This window comes from Peribacillus simplex (genome assembly GCF_001578185.1).
Taxonomy (GTDB): Bacteria; Bacillota; Bacilli; order Bacillales; family DSM-1321; genus Peribacillus; species Peribacillus simplex_A.
The window spans coordinates 4,046,269-4,061,565 of record NZ_CP011008.1 but is presented as its reverse complement, the minus strand read 5'-3'; the positions used below and the strand labels follow the sequence as shown (position 1 = coordinate 4,061,565).

Genomic DNA, 15,297 nt, shown 5'->3' with positions numbered 1-15,297 from the left:
TTGCACCTCAGAATAGGTAGTACACGTTCATTAAACCGAAAGTTAAGCCGGATAATAAAAGCGTGCTGCCAAGTGTCAATGGCATTCCTTGTCTTTGAATGGTATTCGCTATCAATCCGGGTACGATTATACCGATTCCCCGAAACTCGAATATTTCAAATGGCATGACGGGGTAGACCATGTCCAATAGGAGTTTCAGGCAAATCCCGGTCACCATCATGGCTGCGAATTTTCTTCTTCCATATAAAATCACCCATCTTGAAAGGCCGTGAGTGACGATTAAATAAGTTACTACACTAATGACCAAGATGACCAGCATGATTTCCCATTGATCAAATACTAATGCCAAATAACCTGGCACAATAAGTCCTGCGGGTACGACACCCGTTTTTTCTGAAAATATAAGGCTAAGCGTTACTCCCAGTACTAGTGCTACATATAAATCCGATCCAAACATTAAGGTTCCTCCTACTTAACTTGCTTTCTGCTTTGTTTTAGATTTCATGAATGCTTCAATTAATGGTTCCGCTGCGCCGTGAATATTCCCGACACCGTAGACGATGCGATTTTTCATCAATGGGCGGAGACGGGCCACGATTTCTTCAGTTGACCAGTTTTCCAAATCCCAATATTCTTTTGTATCCAAATTACCTTGCTCGAATACCTTTGTTATTGGTGATGTAGTTTCACCAATGGCAATGACGATTTCAGATTTAATGTAAGGCAATACATCTCTTGCAAACTGCTCTGTACGGTCCACACGGTCAGCACGGCAGTTCATGATGACGATAGGAGGTTCTGTGCTGTATCCGAACGTTTTGACACGATCCCAGATGTTCAGCGTCGATGCCGCGTCGTTTGCAGCAAAGCCATTGACAAAGAAAGTTGGCTTGACTGGATCTCCAAATCTGGTGATCCGCATGGCCCCTGGATCTGGATGCGCATTTAACATGCCGCGAAAAGCTGTTTTTTCATCAATGCCTAAAGCTTCTGCAACAGCCAAAGCCAGTGATGCGTTATCCGGAAATACCATATAATCGAATTCGCGCAAGAAGTCTTCAGAGATTCTTGAATTATCTGCAACGATCACTTTTGAGTTGCGTTCTTTGGCAATTTTCTTGAAGAAGTCCAAATATTCACTTTCAATGGTAATCAAGTGACCATTATAAGGGATTGTAGCTGTAAAGGCTTCTGCAACCTCATCCATTGTCGGTCCCATGACATCCATATGGTCTTCTAATACATTCACGATGACCCCAATGTTTGCTTGGATCATTTTATTTTGGAAGATTAATTGATAGTCAGGCTGTACGGCCATACATTCACAAACAAGTGCTTCCGTTCCTAAATCTGCTACTTCTTTAACTACACGCCGTTGTTCTCCAATGTTCGGTCCCTCTGGGCGGCGTTTAATCGGTTTTTCTTTGTCGGTAAACCAGTAGATCATTCTAGCTGATGTTCCGGTTGTTTTACCTACTGTTTTGTACTTAGCTTCCTGGATCACACCTGTTATTAGACGTGTTACAGTCGATTTGCCTCGAATACCATTTACATTCACACGTACCGGAATGGAATCGAGACGCTTCTGATGGCGTCTTTGTTCGAAGATGCCATAGCCAAGTAAAAAGATCGCACAAATAAATATTGGTGCCATTTTTTAACCTCTCTTTTTTTAAATATTTGATTTACTGAATACACACTACATGATTTTAAACTTAATAGGCAAGAGCCAATTATTCTATCGTAATATAACTGTTGTCAGCTTTTTGCAAAAAATGTATATAGGAGTGTAATAGTATCTAATGGAATAAAATGTTTTATGAGTCCAAAGATATGGAGAAAGTCGAGTAAAACCTTGATTTATTTACACTAAAATATGGAAAGTTTAATAAATGGCCATTATGAATACAATTAAAATAGTTTTATAGGCATTTGAACCTGATTCTTAATAGCTGTATTTGTATAATGAATTGTTATTAAAAGTGTGGGTTATTACAATTTATTGATTGTTTATACCCATTAATTTGACCTAAACGTTACAATATTTACGTATTTGTCATTCAATGTAAGATAGTGCATCTATAGACACATGTAGTCGGACTTTTTTGAATATGGCCAAAGATGAGTAAAAGAACACATCTCTTTTTTTGTAAGTTTTGGGTTTTTTTCTAGAAAAATACCCGTGGGCCTATATTGTGACTTTTACCTAAAACATGAAATAAACTAAGGTTAATCCAATTTATTTAAAAAATACCTAGTTACTTCTATTAATATAGTGTTAATAGAAATAAGCAAAATAAAAAAAGCTCAGAAGTATATCTGAGCTTTCGGCTTTTATATTTTAAAAGAATGATATGGGTAATGAATCTCCGTTTATCATGGAGATTGTGACGTTTGTAGGGTATAAACTACAACATTAGTAGCTTATTTTTTGAAGGGATCAGGTTAACTGGATTTTTTTCTGTCAGAAATTTCAATGTTGGGGCCTTTTTTACCGCCTTCAATCACATAAAGTCTAGGAGCTAATCTCCTCCTACCTTGATTTTCAGAATTCATCTTCATATAATTTTCGTATTCTTTGCGAAAGAATTTGTTGTTTTTCCGATCTAGTGCTTTTCTTTCGTTAAAATCTGCTATGAATTTGAAAAAACGTTTCATATGAATTCCTCCTTGTGGGGTTAAAAGGTCTTGGTTTAATAGTAACACATTATTGGCGAAATTTAACCTTTTTTTACAATTTTGGAGTGAAATTTATGCTTTTTGTGTGAAAAAAGTTGTGAATTGTTTGGTTTGCAAGAAAGCGTGCAATGAACCTTACTGAGTATAAGGGCCCGTGCATTGGGTTGAAATGAAATGCTGGATCAAGTGAGTTCTTGTACTGGTGATTTCCAGTAAGTGGGTATTGGAAGTGAGAAGTATTTCAGTAAGAATATTCCTAATAAATTCATTATACACTAAATATTCTGAAAACAAAAGAAAATATTCACTTCCAACCCTTTTGATAGATTTTTCTTTTCATGATTATTAACTTTTCATGATTATTAATGCGTATAGTCTTTTATACCCCAAATACACGAAAACGAAACAATCACCATGAAGGGGAGAAAAAGAAAATTTCCCGCGTTCAAGTGACGGGAAATTTTCTAGTATCATAATTGGAATTTCTTGACCTGTTCGGTTAGCAGTTCAGCGGAAGATGCGAGTTCACAGGCATGATTCGTGATTTCATCCATCGAAGAGCTGGATTGTTGAGCGGAGGCAGAAACTTGTTCGATTCCTGCCGCGGACTCTTCAGTAACGGCTGCGATATCTTCGATGGCCTGATTGATTTCTTTACTATTTTTGGAGATATAGTTCAATTCAGCTGTAATATGCTGTATTTTCATTCCCATATTCCCGACAGAGTGATTGATTGTTTCAAAGGTTTGGCCGGTGAGCGTAATCTGTTTCGTGCCTTCATCCACCTGTGTATAACCATCTTCCAGGGAGTGGACGACCGTTTTTGAATCTGTTTGAATAGCGGTGACAATATCGGTGATATCCCCAACGGATTGTGTGACCCCTTCAGCGAGTTTCCGCACTTCAGCTGCGACGACGGCGAAGCCCTTGCCATGTTCACCAGCGCGTGCAGCTTCTATGGCTGCATTCAGCGCCAATAGGTTGGTTTGATTGGATATATCTTTGATGACCTGCACAAGCTGTGAGATTTCCTGTGATTGAGAATCGAGCCTTTTCACTTGCCCGACGGCATTTTTGACAATTCCGTCAATCATTTGCATTTGTTGGACCGAACTGCGCATTAAAGTGGTGCCCTCCTTGGTCAAGGATAGGATCTCGATCGAACTTTGCGATACTTCCATTCCTTCAAGATGGGCCTGCTCGATCTTGCTGGTGAAATCATCCATCATACGGACCATTTCAGCTGCCCGGTTTGCTTGTGAGTCCGAGCCTTCCGAAAGTTCGTACATGGTAGTCGCAATCTGTTTGCTGCCCTGTTGCACTTCATTTGCTGATTGAGTCAGATCCTCGCTTTGGTTGGAAACGGATTCGGATACAACCAGCATTTTTTCGATCGTATCACGAAGGTTTTTCTGCATTTGGTTGGCGGATACCGTTAATTCACCCATTTCATCATTTGACTTTTGCTCCAGGGGCTCATGATTCAGTTTTCCGTCAGCAACCATTTTCATCCTGTCCCTGACTTTAAGGAGGGGGGTGGTAATGAGGTTTGCAGTCACAAGTGCAAGCACAAGGCCGATAAGGACTGCCGCAATGGATATGATGATACTTGTAGACTTAACCGATTTCCCGCTTGCGATGACGGTTTCACCTGAAGCGACAATCGTTTTTTCGCGTTCGGAAGCCAGCTCTCTAAACCCATCCATCAATTCATTGCTTATTGGTGCAACTTCATCCTTTAGTATTTCTATAGCACGTTCTTCATTTCCTTGATCATATTGTGTAAATACGCGGTCTATAATAATCGTTCTCCAATCCACGCTTTTCTCAATCAATTCCTTCGTTTTTTCAGAATCACTTAAGGCTAAAAGATCCTCCTGAATGACTTTGCTTTCTTCGGTATATTTTAAGAACTTCCCTTTATCACTTTCGTCGCCAAATAGAATATAGCCTCTTGCGAGTGCGCTTCTTTGTGCAACATTATTGAGTAGTTGTTCTTCATCAATTAGAATCGGCAATTTTTGGCTAATAATATCTTTGGAATGTACAAGTGACTTATTGCTGCTATAAATATTAAATGCTCCTAAGATGATACACAAAGATATGATGAGTGAAAATGCTGCCAATATCTTTCCTTTAATACTTTTCAAATTAATGAACCCCTTTATCGATATTTTATTCACTCTTTTTTTATCGGATAAATAATGGGTTATTTAAGCAGATGAGAAGATAACCAAGTTTTCCGTTAGGTGTGATTTTCCATAATCCAAACATCTTGATTTCTTCTCGTTTTCAAGTTACTATTGACTTGGAAAAATATAATATTCCGCGTTATGGCGGAAGAGGTTCTAGCTACCCTCTCAAAAAAACTAAGGAGAAACAGTGCTCTTTTCTTAGGGTGCTGTTTTTTTCCGTAAAAAGGAGTTTTATAGAAATGAAGAAGAAAGAAAAGGCAGTGGTTGTGTTTAGCGGAGGTCAGGACAGTACGACGTGCCTGTTCTGGGCGATGGAGAGATATGAGGAAGTGGAAGCGGTGACGTTTGATTATAATCAGCGGCACAGCTTGGAAATCGAATGCGCTCAAGAGATTGCCAAGGAATTGGGCGTGAACCATCATATCCTTGATATGTCGCTGCTGAACCAACTGGCACCGAATGCTTTGACGAGAAGTGACATTGCAGTGGAGGACGGGGAAGACGGGGAATTGCCGTCGACGTTCGTACCAGGGCGGAATTTACTGTTCCTATCGTTTGCCGGAGTGTTGGCCAGTCAGATTGGCGCTAAACATATTGTCACCGGTGTCTGTGAAACGGATTTCAGCGGATATCCGGACTGCCGGGATGTATTCATTAAATCGTTGAATGTGACCTTGAACTTGTCGATGGACCAGTCATTCGTGATTGATACGCCGCTTATGTGGCTTAATAAAGAGGAAACATGGGAGCTTGCCGATCAGCTTGGCGCGTTCGACTTTGTCCGCGAAAAGACCCTGACTTGCTATAACGGAATCATATCAGACGGCTGTGGAGATTGTCCGGCATGTAAGTTGCGGAAAAAAGGATTGGATGACTATGTAAGCAGACGGAAGGTGCTTTCGTGATGTACGGTTTTACTATAGTAGATAAACTCCAAAAAATAGATCAAGATATTCAGCGCAGCCAATTGAAATATACAACTAAAAGGGTCATGGTCAGTAAGGAATTTACCTTTGACGCAGCACACCATCTACATGACTATGAAGGAAAATGCAAGAACTTGCATGGCCATACGTATAAGGTCATTTTCGGATTGAGCGGGTATACGGATTCACGCGGTTTGATGATAGATTTCGGGGACATCAAGGATATATGGAAAAATGAAATCGAAATCCACCTTGATCATCGTTATTTGAATGAAACCTTGCCGCTCATGAACACTACGGCTGAAAATATGGTTGTCTGGATTTATGAAAAAATGGCCGAAGCCCTTTCATTAAAGGAATATGAGGGTGCTAGGGTCGAATTCGTTCGACTATACGAAACGCCGACAAGCTATGCCGAAGCCAGACGGGAGTGGATGGAAAGTGAGTAAACTCCCGGTTATGGAAATCTTCGGACCGACCATCCAAGGTGAGGGAATGGTCATTGGCCAAAAAACCATGTTCGTTCGGACGGCTGGCTGCGATTATTCATGTGCCTGGTGTGATTCCGCATTTACTTGGGATGGAACCGGTAAGGAAGATACCGTCCAAATGACTGCCGAGGAAATATGGGATGAGCTGAAGCGGATTGGGGGTGCCGGTTTTTCCTTCGTGACGATATCAGGCGGAAACCCGGCACTGCTGAAAAACTTAAACAGCCTGGTAGCGATCCTACATGAAAATAAAATGAAAATAGGTGTCGAAACACAAGGGAGCAGATGGCAGGATTGGTTTCTCGATATTGATGAATTGACTATTTCTCCTAAGCCGCCGAGTTCAAAAATGAACACGGACTTTACGGTGCTCGACCAAATCATATCGAACCTTGCCAATCGAAACCCTGAAAACCATGTCTCATTGAAGGTAGTCGTCTTTAACGAAGAGGATTATCAATATGCTAAAAATGTACATGGCCGCTACCCCGATATTCCTTTTTATCTGCAGGTCGGCAATGACGACAGCAGTACGGCGGATGATCGTCAATTGATCAGCGGGCTTTTGAGGAAATACGAGGAGCTTATTGATAAAGTGATAGCCGATGATGAATTGAATGATGTGAAAGTGCTGCCACAGCTTCATACCTATATATGGGGCAACAAGCGAGGCGTGTAAAGATCAGAGACAGAAGGCGGTGTGATGCGTAATCACACTGCCTTTTACATATGGAAAGCTACCTATACCTTTTGAAGGTGTGTAGCTTTGAAGGATGATGTGTATTTAAGGCCATACCCAAATAACCGATCCATTCCAATATGTGCGGTCCAAATTGACCCGATCATCATAAGCGCATCAGACTTTAGAAAAATGGCTAGCAAAATCATGAAAATGGACAGGGTATAAGTGTGAAATAGGTTATAAACCTTTGCTCCAACTCGATCATCAATTAGATAGGCCAACATGGAAACATCAGGCGATAAAATAAATAAAAGGAAAATCCACCAGCTGAATTCATATAACGAATAGATGTAAATCATCGCTAAAAGGACCATGAGTCCTTCGATATGAAGGAATTTCTTTACCATTTTCCAACCTCCCAAAACTTAATTAACCATTGGTCAATAATTTTAGTGAAAAATCAAACAATGTTCTTGATGATATTTTTCACGTGAAAATAAGCTAAACCTTTTACATCTGGATAGGATAGTTCAGAATTGATATAAAAAGTTATGAATCCGTGAAGAGAAAGGAAAATGGACCATATGGATGCAGGGTTCAGTTTGTTGTCGGTTAATTCTGTCAAGGATTGGATTAGCTTTTCATAGGTTTTATTAGAATCGAATTGAAGCAACTGCTGAATTTCTTTTTCCTTGGATAAAAACATGATGGAATAATGATTCTGTTGTGTTAAACCAAACTCAATGAAGCATAATAAAATCTTTTCGATTTTTTGAGAAGGGTCATTTTCCGATATGATGATATCATCGATTAAATGATTTAAAACGGAAAAATCCGTTTTCACCAAACTGTAATATATTTCTGCCTTATTTTTAAAGTGATAATAAATGGCTCCATGGCTGCAATCCAATGATTTAGCCAATTGTCTCATTGAGACGTTCGAATACCCTAAGGTTGCAAAAAGGTTTCTAGCTTCAGTCAATACCATTTCCCTGGATAATTCTTTACCTGCCGATTTTCTTGGCGACATCATTCCACCCCCCCTTGTTTATTGACCACTGGTTAAATGGAATGATACCGTACTGATTTACAAATATCAAAGATTAGACATTTTGCTAAATGGCTGTTTTTAAGTGAGGATTTACCATTAAATGTAACTAGAATTTAACTATAACGTCAAACATAGTAGCATTCACTATTAACTAATAATATACTTTTATGGTAAAATGGAGGGGACTCAAGCCCGTTGGAAGGGATTCAATAAATCTTTTAATAATAAAACAAAACCTATAGAAGACATTAAAATGGTGTATCCAGCAAATCGAATAATAACAAATGAAGTGATACTCATTGGGGATGAAGCTGAGGGCAATCTACCTGATATCGATTTGAATGATGAAAAGGAATTGGAAAAAATGGCAAAACAGCAATATGAGCAAGGTGAAAAGGGGGAAATAATTTTTACAGAAGAAAATCAGTGAAATCACCTAACTGTAATGAGTAAACTAATGGAGGAGGAGGCAGTTATTGCTAGTTTCGGATAGTATCTATGGAAACACATTGTAGAGGGAGTTCTAGAAGAGCTGATAGTAAGCAAACCGGTCCAAAGATTGAAGGGAATACTACATCAAGGTGGGGAAAGTTATTTAGTTAATGAGAAGTGGAATGTCACACGATTTGACCATTCAATTGGTGTGATGTTGTTAATAAAGGCGTTTGGCGGTTCATTAGAGGAACAAATCGCGGGCTTACTGCATGACGTATCCCATACTGCATTCTCACATGTTATAGATTTCGTTCTGGATTGTATGGATGAAGATTATCATGAAAAGATATATGATCATGTCATTATGGAATCTGAAATCCCATTTATATTGAAGGAATATGGATATGGTTGTAAAATTATTGTTCAGTCAAAAAGGGAAATGCTTGAACAGCCAGCACCTGGGTTATGTGCCGATCGGGTGGATTATACTCTCCGGGATATGCATCAGTATGGATATATCACACTTGAATCCGTTCATGACTTTCTTGATCATGTAATCATAGTAAATGGAAGAATGGATCTGGATAATATGGATTCGGCGGAATGGTTTGTGAAAACGTATTACAGTGAAGTTATTGATTTTTTCATGGACCCACTTAATATATATGGCTATGATATCTTGGCAAAGACGTTAAAATTGGCTTTGGCTAAAAACCTGATCAGCCTTGATGACTTACTTGGTACAGATGAAGAAGTCACATCCTTGTTAAGCTCCACTGAAGACGATGAAGTCCAAAATCTGTTAAAAAGGATCCATGGTAACGTAAAGGTGAAAGAAGATCAATTGGACTATGATTTACATCGGTAAAATAAAGTGCGCCTGATGGATCCTTCCATCATGCAAGGAACCCAAGTGGTGAGAGCATCCACTTTATCCGAAAAAGTGAAGAACATGGGAATTGAAGCCTATGAAAAAGCTTCGAAGGGCATGTATCTAAAGGTGATTTCCGATTGAATTTCGCGTCAAACCAAACAGAAAGTGAAAAACTCACGGAATCCATCCTTGAGTTTTTCCCGGAAACATTACCCGTGAATTTATATAGACTATCGACGACTTGTAAGCCGCTTTCTTTTAACCACTTTATTTGACCTTCGAGTGGTGGCATTTTATCGATATTCGAACACCATTAAATCGTAAAGGCTTAACAGGTACAACATAGTTAAATATTGTCAGTGTTATTGTTCTGGCAGGCGGCATGCCCAACTGCCGGTTTTGGAGATCTTTTTTCAGCTGAACCAGCATCTTAAAAAATTAATGACGCTCTCAAATTAGTTACACCACTTTCTAAATAACCCTTTAAACAGGTTAAAGTATATACCCACCCCTCTTTTTGCCCTATCATTTTTTTTATTATTTCAGGGTCGTCTTCCTTCAAACCTGATTCGTTTACTTCAATAATTGAACTTGTATTATCCAGCTCTTTTAATGTAATTGTAACGACCGTTTCTTGGGCGTTGCCTCCCCACGAATACACGATTTTCCTATTTTTCTCGACTTCTAATACATGTATAACCACTTCAGCATCGTATTCGTTATATCTCAATGTAAGCGTCCTGCCTTGCTCCCATCTTTCAGAACTCGACGAGAACCAGAAATTTCCGATTTTTTCAGGGTTTACTATGGCTTCAAACACCTCATTAGTTGGCTTGCCTATTTTAAATTTCGTAGTTATTTGAGTATCCATACTATATCAGCTCTCTTTCGATATGTTTAAATAAGTTCCCACTAACACCTAATTTACCCGATCTACATATATTGGCGGCAAGGTCCGTCCAGTTTCAAGCAAGCTCTTCAGGTTACATAGAATAGCTGGCCATCCATTATTTATGCCCTTAAAGGTATTGTCACCATATACGAAATCGGTCTCCAATAGCTCTTCATGTGTAAGTGTTAACTTCACAGTAGAATCATCCATTGGCTGCAGTTGAAAAGTGACCCGAGCAGGATCCTCGCGGGGTGTTTCGTCTCCTATCGTGTTCCATGTAAAAGAGAGCAGTTGCAGCGGCTCACACTTAAGTACATTTCCATGATCAGTGATTCGTCCATCTTCCAGCAAATATGTAACGGTTGCGCCTTCTTGAAAGGATGACTTGATTTGACATCCAAAGTGATATTTTTTTGTGAATTCGCCACTCGTTAGGGCTTCCCAAAGCTTCTCTGGTGTGGTTGCGATATAAATAGGATAGACAAACGTTGGTTTTTTCATTATTCTTTTTCCTCCTCGCGTTTATACTTCTAGCATTCCTTATCAAGTCCGTGCCAAATAAAAACAAAAAGGGTTGCAATATCAAAATCGTATCATAGCTCTATCAATGATTGTCTGCTTTTTATATTCAGCCGGTCAAGCAGTTTTCTGCGACAGGAATCGGCAAAAGCCTTAAAAACCCTTTGGCATCAGAGGAACATTTGCTAAGTGTTAAGCTTTGGAAAGCGGCTATTGGCTTATCGAGTCTGCAAATGAAATTCGTGGATTCACGCCATTCCCAGTGACTAAAACGAAATCAAGAAGGCGATTATTGAAGGGGTATAAGCTTGAATTCATTTTAGGATCAGGCCATATGGAAACTTCTTGATTTCCAACCGTTTTCAAGCTACGATAAATAAGGAAAATGATAATCCGCTCCGGCGGAAGAGGTTCTAGCTACCCTCTCAAAAAAACTAAGGGGAACAGTGCTCTTTCTTAGGGTGCTGTTTTTTCTGTATAAGGAGAAGAATTAAATGTTAAGAATTCTATTTTATTTAGTATCCATCGTCACGGCGAATGTGGTTACAGCAGCTTTTGATCCATTACATTTGGGCATGTTCATCATTCCGATGGGTACATTGCTCATCGGAGGAACCTTCATCTTTCGAGATCTGGTCCAGAATAAATTCGGCCGTGCGAAAACCTATATGTGTATCGTCACCGCACTTATTTTATCTGCATGTGTTTCATTTTTATTAGGAGATACGTTATTGATTGTATTTGCTTCCGCATTATCGTTCGTGGTGGCAGAAACAGCGGATACGGAAATTTATACCCGGTTAAAGCTCCCGATGAGTTGGAGGGTGTTTTACAGCGGGATCGTTGGAGGGTTTTTCGATTCGGTGATATTTGTCGTGATTGGCCTAAGTCCACTAGGTGCCAATATATTGCCATGGGAAGCCGTACCCGCTGCGATTATCGGCCAAATCATCGTTAAAACAGTCATTCAGTCAATCGGTGCCGTACTGTTGGGACGAATCAATGTAAGACTGGAAAAGCGCGTAGTCTCCGGTTGAATTCTAGGAGGGATGCACCGATGGATGGAACCAAAAAGGAAGAAGATAAATGCTATTGCCTCGAGGCCTTTCGCGAAAAATATGGTCCGCATGTCCAGGGGGAATGTATGAAGCTCTCCTGCGCCAATTATCGGAAACATAAAGGAATAGACAAAAAAGGGCCAAATTAGGTCCTTTTTTTGCGTGACTGGAGTAACCCACGAATAAACAGCGCGAAATCAAGAGTGTAGCATGAATTCACGAGTAAACGTGCGAAACTCACGAGTAAACGTGCAAAACTCACGAGTAAAAGTGCGGAATTCACGAGTAAACAGTCCAAACTCACGAGTAAAAAGCGCGAAACCAGGAGTGTAGCATGAATTCACGAGTAAATGTGCGAAACTCACGAGTAAATAGTCCAAACTCACGAGTAAACGTGCGAAACTCACGAGTAAACGTGCGAAACTCACGAGTAAATGTGCGAAATTCACGAGTAAACGTGCAAAACTCACGAGTAAACGTGCGAAACTCACGAGTAAATAGTCCAAACTCACGAGTAAACGTGCGAAACTCACGAGTAAACAAGCCGAACCCACGAATAAACAGCGCGAAATCAAGAGTGTAGCATGAATTCACGAGTAAATAGCCGAACCCACGAATAAACAGTGCGGAATCAAGAGTGTAGCATGAATTCACGAGTAAACGTGCGGAATTCACGAGTAAATGTGCGAAATTCACGAGTAAACGTGCGAAATTCACGAGTAAACGTGCAAAACTCACGAGTAAACAAGCCGAACCCACGAGTAAACAGCGCGAAATCAAGAGTGTAGCATGAATTCACGAGTAAACGCACGAAATTCACGAGTAAATAGCAAAAAAAGCTTCCTGGACGTTTTAATAATGGGTGCAGGAAGCTTTTTATCTTGTTTTTTAGGTCAGAATTGCTCTGCGCTTTTCTGAACTAATTTTTCCAGGAAGAAGAAGCATTTCCGTTTCCGTTCAAGTTCGGTTTGCCCGGTTTCTGTGACATGATAATATTTCCTGCGACCTGACTCGGACTCTTTCCAATGGCCTTTTATGAATTTTTTGGTTTCTAACCGTTTAAGGGCGGGGTAGAGGGTGCCTTCACTGATTTCATATTTGCCCATGCTCATTTCCCTCAAGATCTTTGTCATTTCATAGCCATAAAGCTTCTTTTGTGAAAGAAGTGAAAGCAAAAGGAGGTCAATGCTTCCCTTCATTAATTCTTTATCCAATACAATCTCCTCCTTTTTCATTTTTAAAGTGTAATACCTTGTACATCGTATTACAAGGTGCATTTTACTTTTCTTAAAAAAAATGGTTAAATGACGATTGCTAAATAAAATCAATCATAGTAAAATGTGCTTCGGAACGGATGAGTTGTAAAGAGTGTGGTAAGGATAATAAATACATGATTTATCTGTTTGAATGAAAATACGGAATAGGATAGAAGAAATCCCACTCAAGGGGTATTAATTGATTTTTTTTTGAAAATCATTTAGATTCTATTTATCAACAAGAGCAGAAAGAAGGTCCTAGATAGATGAAAGTGAAAGCACCTGAGTCATTCACATACAGAGGTGGAAAAAGAGCTGTTCTTTTACTTCACGGGTTTACCGGAAGTACAGGAGACATGAAGAAATTAGGGAAATACCTGAATGATCGCGACTATACTTGCCACGGACCCCTTTATAGTGGGCATGGCGTATCAGCCGAGGAACTTGCTAAAACAAGTCCAAAGCAATGGTGGAAAGATGTAGTGGAAGGTTATCAATTCCTTAAAGATGAAGGCTACGAGGAAATTGCTGTTGCAGGAATTTCTTTAGGAGGATTGTTCTCATTAAAAGTAGGAATTGAACTTCCTGTAACAGGGGTAGTTGCAATGTGTGCACCGACACAAGGGAAAAGTAGCGATCGACAAAAAAAACGCTTGCTCAATTATGCACAGGCCTATAAGAAGTTTGAAGGCAAAGATGCAGACCAAATTGCTGCCGAAGTGAAGCTGTTGGAAGAAGACCCTATGACTTCGCTGAATGATATGGTGAATATAATAAATGAGACTGGTGAAGATTTAGATTTAATCACATCACCAACTCTTGTTTTACAAGGGCGTTTGGATGATCCCGACTATACGAACAGTGCTACAGCGATTTTTAATGAAGTCGATACGCAGCATAAACACTTGATATGGTATGAAAACTCTGGCCATATAATCACATTAGGTAAAGAACGTGAGCAGGTTTATGAGGATGTGTACAAGTTCTTAAATACTCTGCATTGGTCGGAGTAATAAGAGAGTTTCTTGAAGGTCATGAATGTGATATGATCCCCTTTAAGTTTGAAAGTGTAAAAGCCGACATTTATATGTAGGTTTTACACTTTCTTCTTGAGGGGATTTTATTTTGTCTGCAAAAAGAAATAACTCAAATTTTCACCGGGAATTATTTTTAAGCGAGAAAAAAGTATTTATATTCTTTCGCAGTACTAAGGGCTTCAAGGAGCTATTTGTAAAAAAAGACCTTTATGTTATCGTTATTATCAATGGTTGCTAATAAAATATCGTTCACGTCCGCATTATAAGTCATTTTGAGACTTTTTTTCAGCCATACTTCGTCTTTACCGTCTTGATTTAATTCTTTAAAATCAATCTTCCCCTCTTTAATAATCGTTTTAGGTAAAGTGAAGGCTTTAGTTGCTATATGCATATCTGCTGGAGTTAGCGCTTTATATTGAGGATCTAAAAACAATGAAATAGTACCATCAGGTTCCCATAGTGCGAGTGATACTTTTTCAATATCGACAATTTTTTCTTTTCTTAATTCAGATAGTAAAAAATCGATGGAGATTCGAGCCCTTGCTAAGCTTTTGTAAACGATTTGCCCATTTTCGATAAGGGTAAAGGGTGAGGGGTCAAAGAACCTTCGGAGTTTGCCCCACTTAAGACTTGTGAACACATTAATGATATATAAAATGACTAATACACAGGTCGTTATCATTGAACCCTTCAAACCTGAATGTGCATCAGACAAAGGGTGGGCAAGAATGTTCCCAATAATTAATGCCATTATAAAATCAATTAATCTTAACTGAGAAATGGCTCGTTGCCCCATCAATTTAACCGAAAAAAGTAAAACGATGAAGGATGTAATGGCTCTCAACATCCACTGAACTGTAGTAAGAGTTTCCTGGCTAAAAATAAAATCCACCAAAATCCACGTCCTTATAGAGGTAATATACTATTTAGTATGAAGCATTGAATCAAGGATTATCACAGGTGGGAAGTTTTTTTAAAACGGCATGACTCTAAATTGAATATGACGAATTTACTAGAGCTATAACAACACCGCTATAAAGCAGGTGATTTTCATTGTTGATGGGTGGGATATACTACTTCATAAGTATTACCCAACATTGGCCCTCCGGAGACTTCTTTTTAAAATGTTTTCGAAAAATTTATATTAATATAACAATTGTAAAACGTATTGTAATTGAAAATAAACTGATTTAAAATGATAT

General features: G+C 39.2%; 19 protein-coding genes, 1 pseudogene and 2 riboswitches. Of the genes and pseudogenes, 8 read left to right on the top strand and 12 right to left on the bottom strand.

Translation table 11 applies throughout. The features are described from left to right. Window positions 1-7: 7 nt before the first annotated feature. The 4 genes from pgsC to UP17_RS18925 form a co-directional block, all read right to left on the bottom strand. A complete protein-coding gene (pgsC, locus tag UP17_RS18940; protein WP_061464491.1) occupies window positions 8-457 on the bottom strand; it encodes a poly-gamma-glutamate biosynthesis protein PgsC in 450 nt (149 codons plus the stop codon). A gap of 15 nt (window positions 458-472) precedes the next feature. Beyond that, on the bottom strand, window positions 473-1,654 hold the full coding sequence (pgsB, locus tag UP17_RS18935; protein WP_061464490.1) for a poly-gamma-glutamate synthase PgsB: 1,182 nt from the start codon (window positions 1,652-1,654) through the stop codon (window positions 473-475). A 791-nt stretch (window positions 1,655-2,445) separates the two neighbouring features. Continuing rightward, a complete protein-coding gene (locus UP17_RS18930; RefSeq protein WP_061464489.1) occupies window positions 2,446-2,658 on the bottom strand; it encodes a hypothetical protein in 213 nt (70 codons plus the stop codon). A gap of 491 nt (window positions 2,659-3,149) precedes the next feature. Continuing rightward, entirely contained in the window at window positions 3,150-4,829 is a 1,680-nt protein-coding gene (locus tag UP17_RS18925; protein ID WP_061464488.1) for a methyl-accepting chemotaxis protein, read from the bottom strand. A 186-nt stretch (window positions 4,830-5,015) separates the two neighbouring features. Further along, window positions 5,016-5,058: riboswitch (PreQ1 riboswitch) on the top strand. A gap of 55 nt (window positions 5,059-5,113) precedes the next feature. Here UP17_RS18925 and queC point away from each other — a divergent pair. Genes queC through queE form a run of 3 tightly spaced genes read left to right on the top strand, consistent with a single transcriptional unit; the run spans window position 5,114 to window position 6,970 of the window. Continuing rightward, complete coding sequence (queC, locus tag UP17_RS18920) at window positions 5,114-5,779, top strand: 7-cyano-7-deazaguanine synthase QueC (protein ID WP_061464487.1); 666 nt, start codon at window positions 5,114-5,116, stop codon at window positions 5,777-5,779. Further along, a complete protein-coding gene (gene queD, locus UP17_RS18915) occupies window positions 5,779-6,249 on the top strand; it encodes a 6-carboxytetrahydropterin synthase QueD (RefSeq protein WP_061464486.1) in 471 nt (156 codons plus the stop codon). The genes queC and queD overlap by 1 nt, the downstream gene beginning before the upstream one ends. Beyond that, entirely contained in the window at window positions 6,242-6,970 is a 729-nt protein-coding gene (gene queE, locus UP17_RS18910; protein ID WP_061464485.1) for a 7-carboxy-7-deazaguanine synthase QueE, read from the top strand. The genes queD and queE overlap by 8 nt, the downstream gene beginning before the upstream one ends. A 62-nt stretch (window positions 6,971-7,032) precedes the next feature. On the opposite strand, the gene UP17_RS18905 is transcribed toward queE, so the two are convergent. Then, window positions 7,033-7,380: a DUF4260 domain-containing protein gene (locus tag UP17_RS18905; RefSeq protein WP_061464484.1), complete on the bottom strand. Its 348-nt coding sequence runs from the start codon at window positions 7,378-7,380 to the stop codon at window positions 7,033-7,035. A gap of 53 nt (window positions 7,381-7,433) precedes the next feature. Next, window positions 7,434-8,006, bottom strand: a complete 573-nt coding sequence (locus UP17_RS18900) for a TetR/AcrR family transcriptional regulator (RefSeq protein WP_081108893.1) — start codon at window positions 8,004-8,006, stop codon at window positions 7,434-7,436. A 271-nt stretch (window positions 8,007-8,277) separates the two neighbouring features. On the opposite strand from UP17_RS18900, the gene UP17_RS27840 reads away from it, so the two are divergent. Then, the gene (locus UP17_RS27840) at window positions 8,278-8,454 is read left to right on the top strand and encodes a hypothetical protein (RefSeq protein ID WP_155727378.1); all 177 of its coding nucleotides are present in this window, start codon (window positions 8,278-8,280) and stop codon (window positions 8,452-8,454) included. Window positions 8,455-8,500: 46 nt separating this feature from the next. Further along, window positions 8,501-9,474, top strand: a pseudogene (locus UP17_RS18895) (HD domain-containing protein). Between the two features lie 289 nt (window positions 9,475-9,763). Here UP17_RS18895 and UP17_RS18890 read toward each other — a convergent pair. Both UP17_RS18890 and UP17_RS18885 read right to left on the bottom strand, forming a co-directional pair. Beyond that, window positions 9,764-10,204, bottom strand: coding sequence for an SRPBCC family protein (locus tag UP17_RS18890; protein WP_061464482.1), 441 nt, complete (start codon window positions 10,202-10,204; stop codon window positions 9,764-9,766). Window positions 10,205-10,252: 48 nt separating this feature from the next. Next, the gene (locus tag UP17_RS18885) at window positions 10,253-10,726 is read right to left on the bottom strand and encodes an SRPBCC family protein (protein ID WP_061464481.1); all 474 of its coding nucleotides are present in this window, start codon (window positions 10,724-10,726) and stop codon (window positions 10,253-10,255) included. A gap of 419 nt (window positions 10,727-11,145) precedes the next feature. Further along, window positions 11,146-11,188: riboswitch (PreQ1 riboswitch) on the top strand. A 50-nt stretch (window positions 11,189-11,238) separates the two neighbouring features. On the opposite strand from UP17_RS18885, the gene UP17_RS18880 reads away from it, so the two are divergent. Next, on the top strand, window positions 11,239-11,781 hold the full coding sequence (locus UP17_RS18880; protein ID WP_061464480.1) for a VUT family protein: 543 nt from the start codon (window positions 11,239-11,241) through the stop codon (window positions 11,779-11,781). A 20-nt stretch (window positions 11,782-11,801) separates the two neighbouring features. After that, a complete protein-coding gene (locus tag UP17_RS27835; protein WP_155726451.1) occupies window positions 11,802-11,951 on the top strand; it encodes a hypothetical protein in 150 nt (49 codons plus the stop codon). Window positions 11,952-12,102: 151 nt separating this feature from the next. On the opposite strand, the gene UP17_RS27830 is transcribed toward UP17_RS27835, so the two are convergent. The 3 genes from UP17_RS27830 to UP17_RS18875 form a co-directional block, all read right to left on the bottom strand. Then, window positions 12,103-12,396, bottom strand: a complete 294-nt coding sequence (locus UP17_RS27830) for a hypothetical protein (protein ID WP_155727376.1) — start codon at window positions 12,394-12,396, stop codon at window positions 12,103-12,105. A gap of 37 nt (window positions 12,397-12,433) precedes the next feature. Beyond that, the gene (locus UP17_RS27825) at window positions 12,434-12,601 is read right to left on the bottom strand and encodes a hypothetical protein (protein WP_155727374.1); all 168 of its coding nucleotides are present in this window, start codon (window positions 12,599-12,601) and stop codon (window positions 12,434-12,436) included. A 94-nt stretch (window positions 12,602-12,695) separates the two neighbouring features. After that, window positions 12,696-13,016, bottom strand: coding sequence for a PadR family transcriptional regulator (locus UP17_RS18875; protein ID WP_061464479.1), 321 nt, complete (start codon window positions 13,014-13,016; stop codon window positions 12,696-12,698). 308 nt (window positions 13,017-13,324) lie between these two features. Here UP17_RS18875 and UP17_RS18870 point away from each other — a divergent pair, with 308 nt between their 5' ends. After that, window positions 13,325-14,071 (top strand): alpha/beta hydrolase, encoded by a 747-nt coding sequence (locus UP17_RS18870; protein ID WP_061464478.1) that lies wholly within the window; start codon window positions 13,325-13,327, stop codon window positions 14,069-14,071. 211 nt (window positions 14,072-14,282) lie between these two features. Here the strand turns inward: UP17_RS18870 and UP17_RS18865 are convergent, their stop codons facing one another. Further along, a complete protein-coding gene (locus UP17_RS18865) occupies window positions 14,283-14,987 on the bottom strand; it encodes a DUF421 domain-containing protein (RefSeq protein ID WP_061466171.1) in 705 nt (234 codons plus the stop codon). Window positions 14,988-15,297: the final 310 nt, after the last annotated feature.

Excerpts from the sequence above, each read along its gene's own strand:
- UP17_RS18885 (WP_061464481.1), bottom strand. The coding sequence starts at position 10,726 with ATGAAAAAACCAACGTTTGTCTATCCTATTTATATCGCAACCACACCA.
- pgsC (WP_061464491.1), bottom strand. The coding sequence starts at position 457 with ATGTTTGGATCGGATTTATATGTAGCACTAGTACTGGGAGTAACGCTT.
- UP17_RS18930 (WP_061464489.1), bottom strand. The coding sequence starts at position 2,658 with ATGAAACGTTTTTTCAAATTCATAGCAGATTTTAACGAAAGAAAAGCA.
- pgsB (WP_061464490.1), bottom strand. The coding sequence starts at position 1,654 with ATGGCACCAATATTTATTTGTGCGATCTTTTTACTTGGCTATGGCATC.
- queD (WP_061464486.1), top strand. The coding sequence starts at position 5,779 with ATGTACGGTTTTACTATAGTAGATAAACTCCAAAAAATAGATCAAGAT.
- queC (WP_061464487.1), top strand. The coding sequence starts at position 5,114 with ATGAAGAAGAAAGAAAAGGCAGTGGTTGTGTTTAGCGGAGGTCAGGAC.
- UP17_RS18900 (WP_081108893.1), bottom strand. The coding sequence starts at position 8,006 with ATGATGTCGCCAAGAAAATCGGCAGGTAAAGAATTATCCAGGGAAATG.
- UP17_RS18880 (WP_061464480.1), top strand. The coding sequence starts at position 11,239 with ATGTTAAGAATTCTATTTTATTTAGTATCCATCGTCACGGCGAATGTG.
- UP17_RS27840 (WP_155727378.1), top strand. The coding sequence starts at position 8,278 with ATGGTGTATCCAGCAAATCGAATAATAACAAATGAAGTGATACTCATT.
- UP17_RS18905 (WP_061464484.1), bottom strand. The coding sequence starts at position 7,380 with ATGGTAAAGAAATTCCTTCATATCGAAGGACTCATGGTCCTTTTAGCG.
- UP17_RS18890 (WP_061464482.1), bottom strand. The coding sequence starts at position 10,204 with ATGGATACTCAAATAACTACGAAATTTAAAATAGGCAAGCCAACTAAT.
- UP17_RS18870 (WP_061464478.1), top strand. The coding sequence starts at position 13,325 with ATGAAAGTGAAAGCACCTGAGTCATTCACATACAGAGGTGGAAAAAGA.
- UP17_RS27835 (WP_155726451.1), top strand. The coding sequence starts at position 11,802 with ATGGATGGAACCAAAAAGGAAGAAGATAAATGCTATTGCCTCGAGGCC.